Source organism: Burkholderia sp. HMSC10F09 (assembly GCF_001806955.1).
Lineage (GTDB): Bacteria > Pseudomonadota > Gammaproteobacteria > Burkholderiales > Burkholderiaceae > Burkholderia > Burkholderia multivorans.
On the sequence record NZ_KV786577.1, the window covers coordinates 1 to 18355 of the forward strand.

Annotated in this window: 16 protein-coding genes; 5 read left to right on the plus strand and 11 right to left on the minus strand. The window is 66.6% G+C overall.

Annotated elements, in window-relative coordinates:
• Positions 1–314 precede the first annotated feature (314 nt).
• Positions 315–1007, plus strand: coding sequence for a phosphatase PAP2 family protein (locus tag HMPREF3115_RS05430; protein WP_006406677.1), 693 nt, complete (start codon positions 315–317; stop codon positions 1005–1007).
• Positions 1008–1150: 143 nt separating this feature from the next.
• On the opposite strand, the gene HMPREF3115_RS05435 is transcribed toward HMPREF3115_RS05430, so the two are convergent.
• On the minus strand, positions 1151–1810 hold the full coding sequence (locus HMPREF3115_RS05435) for a glutathione S-transferase family protein (protein ID WP_070553637.1): 660 nt from the start codon (positions 1808–1810) through the stop codon (positions 1151–1153).
• Positions 1811–1935: 125 nt separating this feature from the next.
• On the minus strand, positions 1936–3006 hold the full coding sequence (locus tag HMPREF3115_RS05440; protein ID WP_006411701.1) for a rhodanese-like domain-containing protein: 1071 nt from the start codon (positions 3004–3006) through the stop codon (positions 1936–1938).
• Between the two features lie 155 nt (positions 3007–3161).
• On the opposite strand from HMPREF3115_RS05440, the gene HMPREF3115_RS05445 reads away from it, so the two are divergent.
• Both HMPREF3115_RS05445 and HMPREF3115_RS05450 read left to right on the plus strand, forming a co-directional pair.
• Positions 3162–4067 (plus strand): HTH-type transcriptional regulator ArgP, encoded by a 906-nt coding sequence (locus HMPREF3115_RS05445; RefSeq protein ID WP_006411702.1) that lies wholly within the window; start codon positions 3162–3164, stop codon positions 4065–4067.
• A gap of 153 nt (positions 4068–4220) precedes the next feature.
• Positions 4221–4433: a DUF1059 domain-containing protein gene (locus HMPREF3115_RS05450; protein ID WP_006397330.1), complete on the plus strand. Its 213-nt coding sequence runs from the start codon at positions 4221–4223 to the stop codon at positions 4431–4433.
• Positions 4434–4544: 111 nt separating this feature from the next.
• Here the strand turns inward: HMPREF3115_RS05450 and ltaE are convergent, their stop codons facing one another.
• The 4 genes from ltaE to HMPREF3115_RS05470 all read right to left on the minus strand — a co-directional run bounded on the left by ltaE (position 4545) and on the right by HMPREF3115_RS05470 (position 9352).
• Positions 4545–5558, minus strand: a complete 1014-nt coding sequence (gene ltaE / locus HMPREF3115_RS05455) for a low-specificity L-threonine aldolase (RefSeq protein ID WP_006406673.1) — start codon at positions 5556–5558, stop codon at positions 4545–4547.
• A 294-nt stretch (positions 5559–5852) separates the two neighbouring features.
• The gene (locus HMPREF3115_RS05460) at positions 5853–6842 is read right to left on the minus strand and encodes a GlxA family transcriptional regulator (RefSeq protein WP_070553639.1); all 990 of its coding nucleotides are present in this window, start codon (positions 6840–6842) and stop codon (positions 5853–5855) included.
• Positions 6843–6932: 90 nt separating this feature from the next.
• A complete protein-coding gene (locus HMPREF3115_RS05465) occupies positions 6933–8060 on the minus strand; it encodes an FAD-binding oxidoreductase (protein ID WP_070553641.1) in 1128 nt (375 codons plus the stop codon).
• A 32-nt stretch (positions 8061–8092) separates the two neighbouring features.
• Positions 8093–9352 (minus strand): aromatic ring-hydroxylating oxygenase subunit alpha, encoded by a 1260-nt coding sequence (locus tag HMPREF3115_RS05470; RefSeq protein WP_069221453.1) that lies wholly within the window; start codon positions 9350–9352, stop codon positions 8093–8095.
• Between the two features lie 273 nt (positions 9353–9625).
• Between HMPREF3115_RS05470 and HMPREF3115_RS05475 the strand changes: the two genes are divergently transcribed.
• Together HMPREF3115_RS05475 and HMPREF3115_RS05480 are read left to right on the plus strand one after the other, a co-directional pair.
• A complete protein-coding gene (locus tag HMPREF3115_RS05475; RefSeq protein ID WP_006406669.1) occupies positions 9626–10546 on the plus strand; it encodes a LysR substrate-binding domain-containing protein in 921 nt (306 codons plus the stop codon).
• Between the two features lie 275 nt (positions 10547–10821).
• Positions 10822–12063, plus strand: coding sequence for a M24 family metallopeptidase (locus HMPREF3115_RS05480; protein ID WP_006406668.1), 1242 nt, complete (start codon positions 10822–10824; stop codon positions 12061–12063).
• A 142-nt stretch (positions 12064–12205) separates the two neighbouring features.
• On the opposite strand, the gene HMPREF3115_RS05485 is transcribed toward HMPREF3115_RS05480, so the two are convergent.
• The 5 genes from HMPREF3115_RS05485 to glyA form a co-directional block, all read right to left on the minus strand.
• Positions 12206–13207 carry a LysR substrate-binding domain-containing protein gene (locus tag HMPREF3115_RS05485; RefSeq protein ID WP_053298143.1) on the minus strand — a complete coding sequence of 334 codons (1002 nt, stop codon included), beginning with the start codon at positions 13205–13207 and terminating at the stop codon, positions 12206–12208.
• Between the two features lie 382 nt (positions 13208–13589).
• Positions 13590–15083 (minus strand): aldehyde dehydrogenase, encoded by a 1494-nt coding sequence (locus HMPREF3115_RS05490; protein WP_070553643.1) that lies wholly within the window; start codon positions 15081–15083, stop codon positions 13590–13592.
• A gap of 16 nt (positions 15084–15099) precedes the next feature.
• Positions 15100–16431: an NAD(P)/FAD-dependent oxidoreductase gene (locus HMPREF3115_RS05495; RefSeq protein ID WP_070553644.1), complete on the minus strand. Its 1332-nt coding sequence runs from the start codon at positions 16429–16431 to the stop codon at positions 15100–15102.
• Positions 16432–16437: 6 nt separating this feature from the next.
• Complete coding sequence (locus HMPREF3115_RS05500; protein WP_070553646.1) at positions 16438–17325, minus strand: dihydrodipicolinate synthase family protein; 888 nt, start codon at positions 17323–17325, stop codon at positions 16438–16440.
• A gap of 158 nt (positions 17326–17483) precedes the next feature.
• The coding region (gene glyA / locus HMPREF3115_RS05505) for a serine hydroxymethyltransferase (protein WP_256276031.1) at positions 17484–18355 on the minus strand (872 nt) is incomplete at its 5' end.

An 18355-nucleotide genomic window follows, 5' to 3' on the forward strand; every position in this document is an offset into this window, starting at 1 on the left:
GCGCGGGCCGGCACACGCTGTCGGCCCGCGCGGCGCCAGTGTTTTTTGACGCATCGGATTCCTGCCGATTTTTTTCGCCGATCGCGGCGACTTGGGCGCATTCATCCGACCATTTCGGCCGCCCCGCCGCACGGCGCCGCGCGCTCCGGCCCCGTCGGAGGAGCGCGATCCCTCAGGGGAATCCCGGTATTTTTTCGCATTTTCTTCGAAATTACGGATGACATACTTGCCCCCCGTTGCGCTCCGCTGCGAGCGCGCTTCCTGATTCCGCCGGTCGCGCGCGATGCGCTGCGCGCCCGCCGGCGTCGCAGAACATGAACGATTTCGATACGACGATTCAGACCTTCCTCACCCACATCACGCTGAGCCCGCTCGCGAATCATGCGGTGCGCGTGATCGCGGGGCTCTACACGTTCAAGGGCTTCATCCTGATTCCGGTGCTGTGCTGGCTGTGGTTCCAGCCCGGCCCCGAGCGCGAGCGGCAGCGCGAATACGTCGTCGCGACGGTCGCCGGCGGCCTCCTCGCGCTCGCCACCGGCCGCGTGCTCGCGCACGCGCTGCCGTTCCGCGTGCGGCCGATCTACAACCCCGACCTGCATCTGCACTTTCCGTCGGCCGGCCTGCGCGCGGCCACGCTGCAGAACTGGAGTTCGTTCCCGAGCGATCACGCGATGCTGTGGATGGCGATCGCGACCGGCATCTTCATCATTGCGCGCCGCATCGGCGTGTTCGCGCTGCTCTACACGATCGTGTTCATCTGCGTGCCGCGCGCCTATCTCGGCTTTCATTACCCGACCGATCTGCTCGCGGGCGCCGCGATCGGCATCGCCATCACGTGGCTGCTGACGCGCGATCCGATCCGCGCGCGCTTCGCGCCGCAGGTGCTGCATGCGATCCGGCGTTTTCCGGCGCCGGCCTACACGCTCGCGTTCCTGCTCTGCTTCGAGCTGATCACGCAGTTCGACGAACTGCTGACGCTCGCGCAGTCCGCGACACACGCGATGTAGCGCGGGACGCACGATGCTACCGCCGACCTTCCGACCAACGCGCACGCGCTGCCGGCCGTTCGCGGCCGCGGCGCGCCGTGCGCAGCGCAGGGACGGCGCGTCGATTGCCGCCGCCACCGCGGCCGCGTGCCGCGCGGGCGGCGTCAGTCGCGATCGGGCGCGCCGAGCGGAAAGAACGGCCGGTACGGCCGCGCTTCGTCGACCGCCCGCGCAAACGACGGCCGCGCCAGCAGCCGCTGCCGATACGCGATCACGTTCGCGAACGACGGATCGATCCGATGCGTCCAGTCGGCATAGAACAGGAACGGCGCCGCGCCGCAGTCGGCGAGGCTGAAGCGGTCGCCGGCCGCCCATTCGCGATCGACCATCCGCGCGTCGAGCCAGGCATACGCGGTGTCGAGCATCGCACGCGCATCGGCGACACCGCGCGCGTCGCGCTCGCCCGGCGGACGCAGCGCGTCGAGCACGATTTTCTGCTGCGGCGTCGACACGTAGTTGTCGAAGAAGCGATCCATCATGCGCACGTCGAGCGCCGCATGCGGATCGTCGGGCAGCAGCCGCACGGGGCCAGGATGGTTGAGGTCGAGATACTCGACGATGATCGTCGCCTCGAACAGCGTGCGCCCCGCGTCGACGAGCACCAGAAAGCGCTTCATCGGCCACAGCGCGGCGAGTTCGCGCATCGGCGCCGGATCGTCGTGCGCGAGCACGCGATAGTCGAACGGCGTGCCGTTCTCGTACAGCGCGGTCAGCACTTTCTGGCAGTAGGACGAAAACGGGTGGGCATACAGCGTCGGCAGCATCGTGCGTCTCTCCGGTGATGGCGCCGCGTCGTGCGGCGCGGCAGGTCGATACCGTGACGACGATCGGCGAGCCGCCGATTCGACATCGGCGCCCTCATCGACCAAAGCCGTGCGCTGCGCCGCCGCTATGCGCGGCCGTCCGTCACGATGCGTCCTTCGGCACGCCAGCGCAGCATGCCGCCGCCAAGATTCGCGACGCGGTCGAAGCCGGCGTTGCGCAGCAGCACGGTCGCCTGCGCGGAACGCCCGCCCGCGCGGCATACGGTGACGATCGGCCGCTCGCGCGCGAGTTCGCCGGCGCGCGCGGCCAGTTCGCCGAGCGGGATCGGCGTCGCGCCCGGCAGATGGCCGAGCGGGCCCGTGAATTCGTCGGGTTCGCGCACGTCGACGATCTGCACCGCCGTCAGATGATCCTCGAGCCACTGCGCATCGATTTCCCAGAATCCGGCGAACGTGTACGCGAGCGGCGCCCAGTCAGCGGCGTCGCGTACATCGGGCGCGCTCGCCGCGATGCCGCAGCGCAGATTCGCGGGCACCGCGACGTCGATCTGCCGCGGGTGCGCGAGCCCGAGGTTGCGCATGTAGCCGGCGAAGTCGTCCTCGCTCAGGTCGCCGCCGAGCCGCGGGTTGAAGCGCCGCTCCTCGGCGACGCTCGTCACCGACAGCCCGCGGTAGTCGTGCGCCGGATACAGCAGGCACGCGGCCGGCAGCGTGAACAGCCGGCCGTGCACCGAGCGGTACAGCGCGCGCGGGTCGCCCTGCTGGAAATCGGTGCGGCCCGTGCCGCGAATCAGCAGACAGTCGCCGGTGAACGCCTTCGATTCGTCGTCGAGCACGAGGCTGATGCAGCCGCTCGTGTGGCCGGGCGTCGCGCGCACCGTCACGTAGCGCCCGCCGAACGTGCAGCGATCGCCGTCGCGCAGATAACGGTCCGCGCCCTGCGCGCCGCTGTCGGCCGAAATCGCGATCGCGCTGCCGGTGCGCTGCTTCAGCAGCCACGCGCCCGTCACGTGATCCGCATGCACGTGCGTGTCGATCGTCGCGACGAGCCGCAGCCCGAGCTCGTCGAGCAATGCGGCGTCGCGGCGGACCTGCTCGAAGACCGGATCGATCAGCAACGCTTCGCGCGCGGCCGGATCGGCGAGCAGGTACGTGTAGGTAGACGATTGCGGGTCGAAGAGTTGCCGGAAGATCATCGGAATGGCTCCGTCGCATGGCGCGTCTCTCTAGCGTAGGTCAAAACGCGCGCGCCGCCGCGGTGGCGGTGCACGACGCGCACGGGGCGACCGTCGATCGGGGGCTCGCTTACACTACGGGCCGTTCCGTTCGCGTTCAGAGGAATTTCGTCGACATGTCGCTGACTATCGATCCCAAGCAGGCCGCCGCGCTGCTCGCCGTCGCCGATACGGGCAGCTTCGAGCAAGCGGCCGTGCGGCTGCACGTGACCGCGTCGGCGATCACGCAGCGCGTGCGCGCGCTCGAAGCGAGCCTCGGCACGCCGCTCGTGCTGCGCACGCGGCCGTGCCGTCCGACCGTCGCCGGGCAGCGCGTGCTGCAGCATCTGCGCCGCGTCGCGCTGCTGCAGGCGGACCTGCAAAGTACGCTCGCGACCGAACGCGAAACGCCGATCTCGGTCACGATCGCGCTGAACTCGGACAGCCTCGGCACGTGGTTCCTGCCGGCGCTGACATCGGTGCTCGCGGGCGAGCGCATCCTGTTCGAGCTGATCGTCGAGGATCAGGATCATACGTTCGCGCTGCTCGAAAGCGGGATGGCGGTCGGCTGCGTGACGACCGAGCCGAAGCCGATGCGCGGCTGCGTCGCGACGCCGCTCGGCACGATGCGCTATCGGCTGCTCGCGGCCGACGCGTTCGCCGCGCGCTGGTTTCCGCGCGGCCTCACGCGCACGAGCGCGCGCGATGCGCCGGTCGTCGCGTATTCGCGGCGCGACACGCTGCAGTCGTCGTTTCTGGAAAAGCGGTTCGGGCTGCCGCCCGGTGCATATCCGTGCCATTACGTGCCGGGCACGCACGCGCATTTCGCGGCGGTGCGGCACGGGCTCGGCTACGCGATGGTGCCGGAGCCGCTGATCGGCGACGCGCCGCTCGCCGCGCAGAAGCTCGTCGATCTCGCACCCGCGCATCCGACCGACGTCACGCTGTACTGGCACGCGTGGACCGTGCAGTCGCCGACGATGGCGTCGCTGTCCGCGCGCGTCGTCGAAGCGGCGCGCCGGCTGCTCGCGCCGCTGCCCTGATCCGCGACGAACGCTCGACACAGCGTTCACCGCCGCACGGGACACGTCGGGAAACCGGGCCGCGCCGCCTATACTTTTTGCATCGGCCGCGCGAACGCGCCGTGCGACCGACGATGCCTACCCGGCCGTTCCCTGTTCTGCAAGGAGAACATCATGTCCCGCCGCTATATCGACTGCCGCGAGTTTCCCAGCGCGATGCACTGCTCGGTCGCGATTTCCGCGGATTCCGATAACGAATTGCTGGAGGCCGCCGTCCAGCATGCGGTATCGGTCCATCAGCACACCGACAACGCCGAACTCCGCACCCAGCTGAAAGCGCTCTTCCACGACGGCACGCCGCCCGTCGACACGCCGCGGCAAGCGTGATCGACGCGTCCCGCGCCGAATCGAAAGACGGGGCACCGCATCGCCCCGTCACACCCGTTCCCTGCTTCGCGCCCTGTCGCGCCGGCGCTCTCCCGGCCGGCGCATTTCGTTTCACGCGCGACGCTGCGCGAAATACGCACCGACCGCTTCGACGAACGTATCGATGTCCGCACGCGACACGTCGCAGTGCGTGACGAAGCGCGACGCGTACAGCATCTGCGTCAGAATTCCGCGCGCCTTCAGCCATGCCTCGAGCGGCGCGCAATCGGCTTCGGGGAACTGCGCGAACACCATGTTCGTCGCGTGCGACAGCACTTTCACCGGTTCGATGCGCGCGAGCCCTTCGGCGAGATGCGCGGCGTTCGCATGATCGTCGGCGAGACGTTCGACGTTGTGGTCGAGCGCGTACAGGCACGCGGCCGCGAGAATGCCCGACTGCCGCATCCCGCCGCCGAGCACCTTGCGCCAGCGTTGCGCGCGCTCGATCAGCGCGCGGCTGCCGACCAGCACCGAACCGACCGGTGCGCCGAGCCCCTTCGAGAAACAGATCGACACGGTATCGAACGGCGCGCACAGCGCGGCGATCGAGCGGCCCGACGCGACGGCCGCGTTGCACACGCGCGCGCCGTCGAGGTGTGCGGACAAGCCGCGGCTGCGCGCAAACGCGACGGCTTCGTGCACGTAGCCTTCCGGCAGCACCTGGCCGCCGATCGTGTTCTCGAGCGCGAGCAGGCGCGTGCGCGCGAAATGGTTGTCGAGCGGCTTGATCGCGGCGGCGATCTTCGCGAGCGGCAGCGTGCCGTCGGGTGCGTTCTCGATCGGCTGCGGCTGGATGCTGCCGAGCACCGCGGCGCCGCCGCCTTCGTATTTGTACGTGTGCGCGAGTTGGCCGACGATGTATTCGTCGCCGCGTTCGCAATGGGCCATCAGCGCGGCCAGATTGCTCTGCGTGCCGCTCGGGAAGAACAGGCCGGCTTCCTTGCCGGCCCGCTCGGCCGTGGCGGCCTGCAGGCGCAGCACGGTCGGGTCGTCGCCCCATACGTCGTCGCCGACTTCGGCGGCAGTCATCGCGGCCAGCATCGCCTGGCTCGGACGTGTCACGGTATCGCTGCGTAAATCGATCATCTTCGTGCCCTGAGTGAACGCGGACCGGATCCGGAACGCCCGGCCCCGCCGAAACGAGACTCAGAGTGTACGCAATTCGCGCGGCAACTGCCGATGGGCCTCCGATAACCTGCGCCGGCATTTTCGGTCGGTCGATACGCAAGAGCGCCGCTTCCAACGGGGAGCGGGAATTCGCGAAGAAGCGCCGATCGATCGAAGATCGGCAGGCCGCCATCCTGCCGGCAGCCGGACGATCGCGGCCGGACCTGCCTCGCAGCCTGCGCCGCCTCGACATGTGCGGCCGCCCGACCATCGTCATTGCGCGGAGTACCCCGGCGCGCGGCGTTCGACGGTCGGCGCATGGCCGAATTCCTTCCGATACGCCTTGCTGAACGTACTCGCCGACGAAAACCCGCAACGCGCCGACACATCGCCGACCAAATCGTTGCCGCGGCGCAGCAGAGCCCCTGCGTGCCGAAGGCGAACACTTCGGTAATAGTCGCGCGGCGACACATTCAGATACTCCTTGAACACGCGCTGCAACTGCCGTGCCGACAGCCCGACCAGCCGCGCGATCTCGGGAAAAGAAAGCGGCTCCTCGACATTGGTTTCCATCAGCTTTACCGCTTCGACCAGGTCCTCGCGCGTCGACTCGAGACGCGCGCATACCGGCATCGGCTGCGGTTCTTTCATGCCGCGCAGCCGGCTGACGACCAGATGCTTCGACACGTCGACGACGAGATGCGGACCGAGATCGCTCGACATCAGCGTCAGCATCATGTCCATCGGCGCGACGCCGCCCGTACACGTGATCCGGTCGCGATCGATCACGAACAGCTCGTCCGTAATCTCGACGTCGGGAAACTCGGCACGCAGCGCGTAAAGGTCGGCCCAGTGCGCCGCACACCGGTAGCGGTCGAGCAGGCCGGCCGCCAGCAGCGCGTACGCGCCGCTGCACAGCGCACCCATCACGATCCGTCGCGCGGCAAGCGCGGTCAGCGTGTGCCGCGTGCGCGCATCGACCATCTCGCGGATCCGCGTGCCGCCGCACACGATCATCACGTCGGGCAGTTGAGCGGACAGGTCGAGCGCCTGCGTGGGCCGCGTCGCGATGCCGTTGCTGGCTTCGACAGGGTGGCCGTCGATCGAGAATACCGTCCACCGATAGTGTTCGGTACGGTCCACGTAGTTCGCCACGCGAAGGGCTTCGATCGCGTGCGAAAACGCGATCATCGAATACGACGGCAACGTCAGAAAACCGAAATGGCGCGGGCGCGAAGCGAGGAAAGCCGGGGTATCGGACACGGTGCAAAGCCGGAAGAAGGACCGGGCGGCCGGTGTCGCGCGGCGCGTGCGGATCCGAATCGAGATCGGCGCGCGCCGGGACGACCGCCGCTATAGATCGAGCACGAGATCCGACGTGGGACGGCTGCAGCACATCAGGCGCAGCCCCTTGTCGATTTCCCGCTGACGGATACCGCCGTTGTGCTGCATGTCGACGGTGCCGTCGAGCACCGCGGTCTTGCAGGTCCCGCAAATGCCCTGGCTGCACGACGACGGCAGCGCGACGCCGGCCTTGCGCGCGGCCGACAACACCGTCTCCGTGCCGGTCATCGGAAAGATCTTGCCCGACTTGGCAAGGCGCACCGTATACGTGCGAACGCCCGCCTCGGCCGAAGGTGGCGGCACGCCGGCCGTGTCCACGGCAGGCTCGACCGTTTCGGCGAAGTTGAAGCTCTCCTGGTGATAGCGGGCGGGATCATGACCGCCCAGCGCGAGCAGCGCCCGCGCGGCGTCCATGTAGCCCGACGGGCCACACGTGAAGACTTCGCGGTCACGATAGTCCGGAACGTGCTGTCGCAGCAGCTCGAGACTGAGTCGACCAGTCGGCCCGCGCCAGTCCGGCTCGGATCCCGGGGCCTCGCAAATAAAGATCACCTTGAGGCGGTCCGCTTCACCGCTCAGCCGCTCGAGCTCGTCGCGAAAAACGATGTCGGCGGGCGTTCTCGCGCTGTGCACGAACACGATGTCGCGATTCAGTCCGAGGTCGATCGCCGCTCTCGTCATCGACATCAGCGGCGTCACGCCGGAGCCGGCGGACAGGTAGAGCACCTTCTCGGCCGGCCCCGAGGCCGGCGTGAAGACGCCGGACGGGCCGAACGCGCGCAACTCGACGCCGGGCCGCATGTTCGCGTGCAGCCAGTTCGACATCACGCCGCCGGGCGTGCGCTTGACCGTGATCGATAACGTGTAGGGCCGCGTCGGCGGCGACGACACCGTATAGCAGCGGCTGACCGCCACGCCGTCGACATCCGCCGACACCGTGACGAACTGGCCGGGCTCGAAGCTGAACGGGCGCCCGTCCTTCGCACTGAACACGAAAGTACGGACGTCGTGCGTCTCGTCCCGCACGCGACAGCACACCAGCGTCTTTTGTTCGCTGCTGTCCCACCGGACGTCCGCGCGCTCCCAGGTAGCGGGATCCGAGAAACGATCCGTCGCCGCGGTGGCCGGATCGGACATGCAAAAGCTCTCTCTGACTTTCATGACGATACTCAGATGCCGTGAGCCTTCAGACGCGCGTCGTACCAACGTGCGAACTGTTCGAGCGCGCCTTCCGTGTAGGTCGAATACGGGCCCGGGACATAGGCGGGGTCCTGCGTCCCGCTATGCGTGATCCCGACGAGGTCGGCGTCCTGACGGGTCGTGGCGACCCAGACTTCGGTCAACGTCTTCACGTCGTAGTCGACGCCTTCGACCGCATCCGCATGCACGAGCCACACCGTGCGCACGACCGTCTTGTCCGGCGCGATCGGCAGGATGTACGCGACAACCGCGTGATCGCTCATCACGTGCGTCCACGAGTGATGGGTCCACATATGCACGTCGCCGAGATCGCGGCGCGGCAGATCGCCGAGCAGCTTCGTACACGCGACTTTGGTATCCATCGTCTGCGATTCGCAGGCGCCGGCAATGACGAGCCGCTGCGTGCGGAAATTGGTCTGGACACTCTCGTCGACCGATTCGAACGCCTCGCAGATATAGCCGTCCTCTTCCCACTCCTTCCTGCGCGCGGCATTGCGGGCGAGATAGGCGTCGTAGTCGCGCAGCGATTCCTCGCTCTGGCCATCCGGGCAGAAGCCGAAGTCGTGCGCGAGGAACGATTGCGTGAGCTCCGGGTGCGTACCGCCGCAGTGGTAGCACTCGCGATTGTTTTCCATCACGAGCTTCCAGTTGCCGTTCTCGACGATCGTCATCTCGTGCGCGATCTTCGTGCGCTGCATGTCGTACGGTGCGAATCGTGGCGCCATTACCGTCTCGAGCTTCGAGAAATCCGCGGGCGCTTCTTCGGCGAGGCACACGAACACGTGCGCGCCGACCACCTTCACGTGAACCGGGATCAGGCTGCGGCACTTCGTGTCGAAATCCTTGCCCATGTGCGTCGCGTGCTTCAGGCTGCCGTCCAGGTCGTACGTCCACTGGTGATACGGGCACACCAGCATGCCGACCGTCGCTTTCGTCGCGCTCTTCATCAGGCGCGCGCCACGGTGGCGGCACACGTTGCGATACGCGCGGATGTTCTCGTCGTCGTCGCGCACGATCAGGATAGACGACTTGCCGATATCGACCGCGTAGACGTCGCCCGGCTCCGGCACGTCGGCCGTCACGGCCACGAAGATCCAGAGCTTCTCGAAGAATACTTCGACGTCCGTCTCGAACACATCCTGCCGACCGAGAAGCCCGGCCGGCAGCCCGTGCCCGGGCTTGCGGCTGTCAAGCAGTTCGCGGTGGGTCTTGAGCGGAATGGCAGACATCGGATCCTCCAATGGGGTTGATTTTCGCTGGGCGTTTTTCAGACTTTGAGCGAAGTATTGGAGGGGCAATTTGGCCCGTCAACGCGCTATATTTTCTCGTTCGCATTACTTTGTGTTATGCAAGAACACGCGCACCGTCGGCCCCTTGGTTAACCCGGATTTGCCCGGCGGAAACTCACGATTCGATACGCGTCCGCATCGCAACATCGGCGCCTTGACCAGTACAATTCGGAGACGCACGATTCGCCCCGGCCGCACGAGAATCAGACTCACATGACGAAAGCAACAAAAGGTTACCGGCGGATTGTGCCGTCGCTGACCGCATTGGTGGAATTCGAAGCAGTCGCCCGCCTCGGCAGCTTCACGCACGCGGCGGCCGAACTCGGCGTGACCCAGGCAGCGGTCAGCCGGCAAGTGCGTTTCCTCGAGGAAACGCTCGACGTGCGCCTCTTCCATCGTCTGCATCGTTCGATCTCGCTGACGAACGAAGGCGAAATGCTTTATGTCGCCGTCGCTGAATCGATGCAGCGAATCGCCGGCGCATTCGACCGTCTGTCGACGGGCGCCGATCAGCAGGAGCTCGTGCTCGCGGCGACCGCATCGTTCGCACAGTTCCGCCTGCTGCCGAGGCTGCCCAAGCTCAAGCACCTGAATCCGCCCCTGAAGCTGCGGTTGACGACCCAAATGTTTACCGCGGACCTTCGTCATGTGGAAGTCGACGTCGCGGTGCGCTATGGCGACGGAAAATGGGCGGACGGAACCTCGATCCTGCTGTTCGACGAGGAAGTGTTTCCGGTCTGCTCGCCGGCCTTCCTCAAGGAGAACGGAACGCCCGAATCTGTCGAGGCGCTCGGCGCGCTTCCGCTGATCGAATCCGACTCGACGTCCGAAGGCTGGATGGGCTGGGAAGCGTGGTTCCGCTCGGTCGGTCACCGCCCGCCGAAGCTCGACTACGCGCTGCGCTGCACCCTCTACACGGATGCGATACAGGCCGCCCGATACGGACAGGGCGTCGCGCTCGGCTGGAGCCGGCTCGTGCACGACCTGCTGGCAACCGGCGAACTGGTCCGGATACCGGTCGGATCGTGCAAGACGAGCGACGCCTATTTCGTCATCGTGCCTCACGGCCGTTCGTTGACGCCAGCGGTCACGCAATTGATCGACTGGTTGCGCGAGGAACTTCCCGTGCGGTGACGCACCGCGTCAGCGCAATCGCCGTCTCCCGTCCCGCTTCGAACAGCATTGAAGGATGCGGCCCGCCTTTCCGCCCAGTCGAATGCGTCGGCGTCACGGTCATCGTCGCGCCCGTCCGTCGCATCACTTAATGTAATGCGATCGTGAAAATATAGCGCGTTGACCGGCCTTTTCGACGTTTCGATACTGGCCTCGAAGGACCCGCTGGCGCCGGGCGTCGCGAGCGCGCGCCGCCAGGCGTCCGGATGGATCCACAACGACGAACGGGAGGAGCAATGTCAGCGGTCAGCACCCTTCATGCGGCGACAACGATGCAAACGAACCGTGCCACCGGCGTTCCGGACGATCTGATGGAGCGCGTGCGCGCGTATCGCATCGAGCGGGTCAGGCGCGAACTCGTTCGACGGAATTGTCCTGCCATCGTTCTGTACGACCCCGTGAACATCCGCTATGCGACCGATACGTCCAACATGCAGGTCTGGACCGGACGCAACCCGACGCGCTACGTGATGGTGTTTGCACACGGGCCCGTCATCGGTTTCGAGTTCCACAACTGCGAGCACGTGTGGAACGACAGCACGCTCGATGTCGAGCTGCACGGCGCCACCTGCTGGAACTACTTCAGCTCGGGACCAGAATCGGCGCGCAAGGCCCGGCAATGGGCGCGCGAAGTCGCCGATCTGCTGCGTCGGCACACGCCGTCGGAGATGCACATCGCCGTTGACAGGCTCGATCCCGACGGCGTTTATGCGCTGCAGGAGCAGGGCGTGCGCGTGGCGGACGGGCAAGCGCTGATGGAACACGCGCGCGCGGTGAAATCGGCGGATGAACTGCACTTGATCAAGATCGCCATCGACGTGTGCGAGCAAGGCATCCGGCGCATGCACAACGCGCTGACGCCGGGCATGAGCGAACAGGATCTCTGGGCCCACCTGCACTACGAGAATATCCGGCTCGGCGGGGAATGGATCGAGACGCGCCTGCTCGCGTCGGGCCCCCGCACCAACCCGTGGATGCAGGAATGCAGCGCACGCACCATGAGGCAGGGCGAGTTGATCGCGTTCGATACCGACCTGGTCGGCCCGTTCGGCTATTGCGCGGATATTTCCCGAACCTGGACGGTCGGCCACGTTCGTCCGACCGACGCCCAGCGCCGACTCTATGCCGCCGCGTACGCGCAGCTGACGACCAACATGGAGCTGCTGCGCCCGGGCATGGCGTTCAGCGAGTTCGCCGCACGCAGCTGGAACATGCCGCAACCGTATCGGAAGAATCGCTACAGCTGCCTCGCACACGGGATCGGCATGGTGGACGAGTATCCGTCCGTCGCGTATTACATGGACTGGGGCAGCACCGGCTACGACGGTACGTTCGAGAGCGGAATGACGTTGTGCATCGAAAGCTATATCGGCGCGGAAGGCGGCGACGAGGGCGTGAAGCTCGAGCAGCAGGTGCTGCTCACAGAGACCGGGTGTGTGCCGCTGTCGACGTTCCCGTTCGAAACGGACTGGCTTTAAGTCGTGCGTCGACCGTTGCGCACACATCCAGCGGCCGTGACCGCCTCGAAGCCGATCAGCGCGATCACGGACGGGATCGGATGATGGCGGCGTTCGAGCGCGGTCGACACAGGTCTTCGCGCAGGGTGCCGCAGGCAGCGTGTCATCGAGCGATCTCGACACCGGCATCAAGCCAGCCGTGCATCATGATACCGACCTCGTCGCGCAGCCACTGACGGAACAACCGATACTCGGGGCGCGACTGCGCATTGCGGTGCGTGATCAGATAGTGATGGCGGTCGCGGAACACCAGCACGTCCTGTACCGGTCGTATCAGGGCGCCGCGCTCGATCTGCCGGTGCACGAGGTGGTGCCAGCCGAGCAGCGTACCTTCGCCGGCCTCCGCCTGCGCGACCAGCAGCCGGTAGTCGTTGCTTTCCAGATACTTGTTCGCGGCCAGCTTTTCGGTGCCGTCGCTCTGCTGGAACCAATTGCGCCACACGCGCCAGTCGACATGCTCGCACACCTGTGCTCGGCCTAGCATCGACAGATTCAGCGTCGGGCTCGACAGCAGGTCCAGCGGCTTCAGCGACCGGCCATGAAAATGCCGCTCATGAAACGACGGGCTGCACACCGGATACACGATGTCGTGAAACAGCGGCTCGGCTTCGAACTCGGGCTCGCGCGGCGGGTTCTTCGTGACGATCACGTCGGGCTCGATGAGCCCGTCGAGCTCCATGAAATGCTCGGTGACGATCACGTGCAACTGGATATCCGGAAACCGCTCGCGAAACGCGGGCAGCCGCGACGACAGCCACAGCGCGGAGAACGTATGCGACACGCAGACCATCAGCGCGTGCTTGTCGGTCCGACGCACGGCTTCCGCCGCCTCGGCGATGTTCATGATCGACAGATACGACGCGTTGTACAGGATCCGCCCGGCATCGGTCAGCGCGATATGCCGGCCAGTGCGCTCGAACAGCGCAACGTCGAGCGAATCCTCGAGCTCCTTGATTTGCCGGCTGATCGCGGCCTGCGTCACGCACAGAACCTCGGCAGCCTGAGTGAAGCTCTCGTAGCGCGCCGCCGTCACGAAGCACCGCAGCGCGCGAAGCGACGGCATCTGCGCGAGAAGTCGGTCAGCAAACAATTGCTTCTTCAACATGGCTTTCACTCTCAAAACGGAGGCCGGACACTGCGCCGACGAACCCGTCGACGACGGTGCCGCCGGCTGCCCTCAGGCAATCTCGTCGCACACCTTTCAATTCTCTGAATATTGCGGCCTGCGAGTCAGTCGGCCGGCAAGAGCGGCTCAGCCGCCGCGTCGTCGTCACGACGACGCCATTTTCGATCGGTAGTGCACCGCATCGCTATTATCAGAAGCGACGATGGCGACTGCAAGGCGCACGCCATGCTCGCGCGACGAGGCGCGCGACGAGGCGCGCGGCGACATCGCGGCCGACCGGCGGCCCGAGCAAGCCGCCGCCCCCGTCCGCCAACCGGCATCGCGACCCGCGCGGGCCGCGATGCCGCGTGCGTGGTACCACTCAGTCGAGCTTCAGCCAGGTCGTCTTCAGCTCGCAGTATTGATCGTGCGCGTACACGGATTTGTCGCGGCCGCCGAACCCGGACTGCTTGAAGCCGCCGAATGGCGTGGACAGATCGCCCTCGCCGAAGCAGTTCACCGTGACCGTCCCCGCGCGAATCCGCGCGGCAATCTTGTGCGCACTGTTCACGTTGTCGGTCCACAGCGACGCAGCCAGCCCGTAGCACGTATCGTTCGCAATTCGGACCGCGTCGTCGACGTCGTCGTACTCGATGAAGCACACGACCGGCCCGAACACCTCATCGCGCGCAATGCTCATCTCGGGCGTGACGTGGTCGAAGATCGTCGGTTCGACGAACCAGCCGCCAGTCTCCGCGAGAATGGCACGGCCGCCGCACACGACGTGCGCGCCTTCCGCCTTCGCCTTCTCGATATGGCCGAGCACCTTCTCGTAATGCTTCCGCTCGATCAGCGCGCCGAGCTTCACGTCCGGGTCGAGCGGGTCACCGGTCTTCCAGCCGGCGAGTACCGCCTGAACCTTCTCCAGCAGTTCCGCCTTGCGGCTCGCAGGCACGAGGATCCGCGAGCCGGCGCTGCAGTTCTCGCCCATGTTCCAGAACGCGGCCGCGACCGCCTGTTCGGCCACGACATCGAGGTTCGCGACGTCGGGCAGGATCACTTGCGGATTCTTGCCGCCGCATTCGAGCACGACGCGCTTCAGGTTCGTATCGGCCGCGTAGTGCAGGAAACGCTTGCCGGTTGCGGTCGAGCCGGTGAATGCGACGAGATCGACGTCAGGATGGCGACCGATTGCCTCGCCGGCCTCGCCGCCGAACCCGGTGACGACGCTGAACACGCCCGGCGGCACGCCGGCTTCCCGCGCGAGATCCGCGATGCGCAGCGTCGACAGCGACGTCTGCTCGGCCGGCTTCACGACCACGCTATTGCCCACCGACAGCGCGGGGCCGATTTTCCAGGCAAGCATCAGCGCCGGAAAATTCCATGGCAGCACGGCGCCGACGACGCCGATCGGCTCGCGCGTGATCATGCCGACAACGCCGGCGCCGGACGGCGACAACGCGTCGTAGCGCTTGTCCGTCACCTCCGCATGCCAGCGGATGCACGCGGCCGACTCGGGAATGTCGAGCCCCAGGCATTCGCTGATCGGCTTGCCGGCTTCCAGCGCCTCGAGCAGCGCGAGTTCCTCCGCGTGCTCGTCGATCAGCTGCGCGATGCGCAGCAGCACCGCCTTGCGATGCGCGGGCGCGGCCTTCGACCAGATGCCCGACTCGAACGCTTCGCGCGCAGCCGTGACCGCGCGATCGACGTCGCGTTCGCTGCAGCGCGCCACTTCGGCGAGCACCTTGCCCGACGCCGGGTTGAGCGTCGCGAACGTCTCGCCCGACGCCGCCGCGCTGCGCTCGCCCGCGATGAACGCACGGCCGTCGAGCGACAACGTACTCGCCTTCTGCTTCCAATCCTGATGGGTCGTCATGTCGTTTCCTCAATCGTCAAAGCTCGGCACCCGCCGAGAATTCCTTCGCCCAGATCGTCGCCGACACGGCCAGGTCCAGCAGCGGCCGAACCGGCAGCGGACGCGGATGCGGCTGCTTCAGCAACTGCTGCACGAGGCTGTCCGATTCGCCGAGCGCGTATTCGGCGATCAGCTTGCCGGACGACGACCCGCGGCTCAGCCCGAGGCCGTTGCAGCCGATCGCCTCGTAGAGTCCGTCGTCGCGCTTGCCGAACAGCGCGCCGTTGTTCGCGGACAGGCACAGCGGCCCACCCCACGTATATTCGAGCTCGACGTCGCCGAGCATCGGGAAGCGGCGCTCGAACGAGCGCCGATGCAGATGCCGCGCCTTCGCGAGGTCGGCAGGCGACACCTTCACGTCCGGCCGGAACGCAAAATGGTTGCGCACACAAATGCGATCGGTGATCAGGCGCCGCACCGTCGTGCCCATCGGATCGGCCGGAATCACCGCCCACGACCGCATGCCGCCGAGCTTCGCGACTTCGTCGGCATTCATCCGGCGCGTGAGCGACGCGAACGTATAGACCGGCAGCAATCCGTTCGAATGCATGCCGAAGGTCGCCGCATACGCGTTCGTGCACAGAATCACCTGCTTCGCGACGAGCATGCCGCCGGCGAAATGCAGCACGCGCGCGTCGCCGCGCGACTCGATCCGCGTGACCGGACTGAGCTCGAACACCGCCACGTTGTCCGGCTGCGTTGCGGCGAGACCGCGCATCAGTGCAGCCGGTTGCACGGTACTGCAGCCCGGCGTGAACAGCGCACCCGTGTAGAAGTCGGTGCCGGTCACGGCCTGGATGGCCCGCTCGTCGAGCCATTCGAACGCTTCGCCGATGCGCGACAGGCCGTCTGCGAAATGCGCGAGTGCAGCGGTGCCCTTCCTGTTGACCGATGCGTGGAATTTTCCCTCGTCGCGCCAGTCGCAGTCGATGCCGAAGCGCCGCACGATGTCGCGCACATAGTCGATGCCGTGCCGCTGGAACCGCACGTCGGCGCGGTCCTCATCGATGCTGCGCGAGTAGCTTTCGCTGCTGATGTCGTGCGGCAGATCGACGAAGAATCCGGAATTGCGCCCGGCCGTCGTGCGGCCGATCCGGTCGGCCTCCACGAGCGCGATCGACGCGCCAGGTGCGAGCTCGGCGAGCCGGCGCGCCGCGCACAGCCCCGTGATGCCGCCGCCGACGACGACCCAGTCGAACCGGGCGTCGGACGTGACGGTGCGCGCGTCCTGCGCGGGCGGCAGGCTCTCCCACCAGCCATTCATTCCGTCCGGCGCAGGAAACCGCGCAAATTCCAGAGTCGAACTCATGATGGATTACCGGCCGTCGCGCAGCAGCGGCTTCACGAGCTTCGCGAACGCGTCGCGCTCGTCGCCGGACAGCGCGCCGAGCGGTGCGCGCGCGACGCCGACCGGCAAGCCGGCCAGCTCGCAGCCGTAACGCACGTACTGAATGAACTTGCCGCTGCGCTCGAGCAGTTCGAGCACCGGCAGCAGTTGCGCCATCAGCTTGCGACCGGTCGCGAAATCGCCGCGTGTTACACAGGCGTCGAACAGAGCGGTGTGCGCTTCCGGCAGGAAGTTGGACGCGCCGCCCACCCAGCTGCGCGCGCCCCATGCAAAGAACTCGAGCGCCTGATCGTCCATCCCGCAGCTCAGCACGAGCCGGCCGCTGAAATGCGTGGACAGGTGATGCAGATGCGCGATGTCGCCAGTGCTTTCCTTCATCGCGACGAAATTCTTGCGCTCGAGCAGCTTCTCCAGAATGCCGTCGCCGATTTCGGTGCCGGTGCGGGCGGGGAAGTTGTACAGCATGATCGGCATGTCGAGCGCGTCGTCGATCGCGAGCAGGTGCGCAAGCAGTTCCTGCTGCGTCGGCTGTGCGTAGTACGGCGCCGCAACCAGCAGCGCGTCCAGTCCCGCGCGTTTCGCTTCGCGACCCAGGCGCAGCACTTCCTTCGTCGTCGTCGCGTTGATGCCGGCGGTCAGGAACGTCTTGCCGCCCGCGGCGGCCGCAACCGTGTCGAACGTGCGCACGCGTTCGTCGAAATTCAGCGCGTAGTACTCGCCGGTCGTGCCGCCGATGCCCAGGCCGGATACGCGGCCGGCGAGATCGGCCGCATGCCGCCCCAGCAGTTCGTGATTGACTTCACCGTCCGCGTCGAACGGGGTGACCAGTGGGGTGTGTACGCCTTCGAAGCTCATTTCGATTCCTTGTTCAGATGGGTGCGCCGGGTTCCTGCCGTCGGAACGGAAGCCGGCCGTGCAATAAAGCGTCGGGGCGCGCCGCGGCCACCCGCAGCAACGCCGACCGATTCGTCATGCGGTTCGGATCGTTTGGCGACCCGATGCGGTTTCTGCGATCACGCAAATACCTCCGCATGCGCGTAGATCGGAAACTGGTTGCACAAATCGCGCACGTGGGTACGGACTGCGCGTTCCACGGCTTCGTCGCCGTCCGGATTGCGCTCGAGCGCCGCCAGGACTGCGAGGATCATGTCGCCGATCTGCTCGAACTGCGCGGGACCAAAGCCGCGCGTCGTGCCGGCCGGCGTACCGAGCCGTATCCCGGACGTGACGGTCGGATTTGCCGTATCGAACGGAATGCCGTTCTTGTTGCAGGTGATTCCTGCGCGCTCCAATGCCTTTTCCGCCTGCATGCCGGTGATGCGCCGCGCGCGCAGGTCGACCAGCAGCAGGTGGTTGTCGGTGCCGCCGGTGACGAGCGTCAGGCCGCCGGCCACCAGCACTTGCGCGAGCGTCTGCGCGTTGCGCAGCACCTGGTCGATATAGCGCGTGAACTCGGGGCGCAGCGCTTCCGCGAAGGCCACCGCCTTGCCCGCGACGACATGCATCAGCGGGCCGCCCTGCAGCCCCGGAAAAACAGCCGAGTTGATCTGCTTCGCGATGTCGGCGTGGTTCGTCAGGATGAAGCCGCCGCGCGGACCGCGTAGCGTCTTGTGGGTGGTCGACGTCACGACGTCGGCGAACGGCACCGGGTTCTGATGGCGGCCGGCCGCGACGATGCCGGCGATATGCGCCATGTCGACCATCAGCTTCGCGTCGACGCTGTCGGCGATCTCGCGGAACGCGGCAAAGTCGAGCGCGCGCGGATAGGCGGAATAGCCGGCGATGATCAGCTTCGGGCGATGGCGCTGCGCGAGCCGCCGCACGTCGTCGTAATCGATGCGCAGCGTGTCCGGGCTCACGCCGTACTGCACCGCGTTGAACCACT

Excerpts from the sequence above, each read along its gene's own strand:
- HMPREF3115_RS05430 (WP_006406677.1), top strand. The coding sequence starts at position 315 with ATGAACGATTTCGATACGACGATTCAGACCTTCCTCACCCACATCACG.
- HMPREF3115_RS05435 (WP_070553637.1), bottom strand. The coding sequence starts at position 1,810 with ATGCTGCCGACGCTGTATGCCCACCCGTTTTCGTCCTACTGCCAGAAA.
- HMPREF3115_RS05440 (WP_006411701.1), bottom strand. The coding sequence starts at position 3,006 with ATGATCTTCCGGCAACTCTTCGACCCGCAATCGTCTACCTACACGTAC.
- HMPREF3115_RS05445 (WP_006411702.1), top strand. The coding sequence starts at position 3,162 with ATGTCGCTGACTATCGATCCCAAGCAGGCCGCCGCGCTGCTCGCCGTC.
- HMPREF3115_RS05450 (WP_006397330.1), top strand. The coding sequence starts at position 4,221 with ATGTCCCGCCGCTATATCGACTGCCGCGAGTTTCCCAGCGCGATGCAC.
- ltaE (WP_006406673.1), bottom strand. The coding sequence starts at position 5,558 with ATGATCGATTTACGCAGCGATACCGTGACACGTCCGAGCCAGGCGATG.
- HMPREF3115_RS05465 (WP_070553641.1), bottom strand. The coding sequence starts at position 8,060 with ATGTCCGATCCGGCCACCGCGGCGACGGATCGTTTCTCGGATCCCGCT.
- HMPREF3115_RS05470 (WP_069221453.1), bottom strand. The coding sequence starts at position 9,352 with ATGTCTGCCATTCCGCTCAAGACCCACCGCGAACTGCTTGACAGCCGC.
- HMPREF3115_RS05475 (WP_006406669.1), top strand. The coding sequence starts at position 9,626 with ATGACGAAAGCAACAAAAGGTTACCGGCGGATTGTGCCGTCGCTGACC.
- HMPREF3115_RS05480 (WP_006406668.1), top strand. The coding sequence starts at position 10,822 with ATGTCAGCGGTCAGCACCCTTCATGCGGCGACAACGATGCAAACGAAC.
- HMPREF3115_RS05485 (WP_053298143.1), bottom strand. The coding sequence starts at position 13,207 with ATGTTGAAGAAGCAATTGTTTGCTGACCGACTTCTCGCGCAGATGCCG.
- HMPREF3115_RS05490 (WP_070553643.1), bottom strand. The coding sequence starts at position 15,083 with ATGACGACCCATCAGGATTGGAAGCAGAAGGCGAGTACGTTGTCGCTC.
- HMPREF3115_RS05495 (WP_070553644.1), bottom strand. The coding sequence starts at position 16,431 with ATGAGTTCGACTCTGGAATTTGCGCGGTTTCCTGCGCCGGACGGAATG.
- HMPREF3115_RS05500 (WP_070553646.1), bottom strand. The coding sequence starts at position 17,325 with ATGAGCTTCGAAGGCGTACACACCCCACTGGTCACCCCGTTCGACGCG.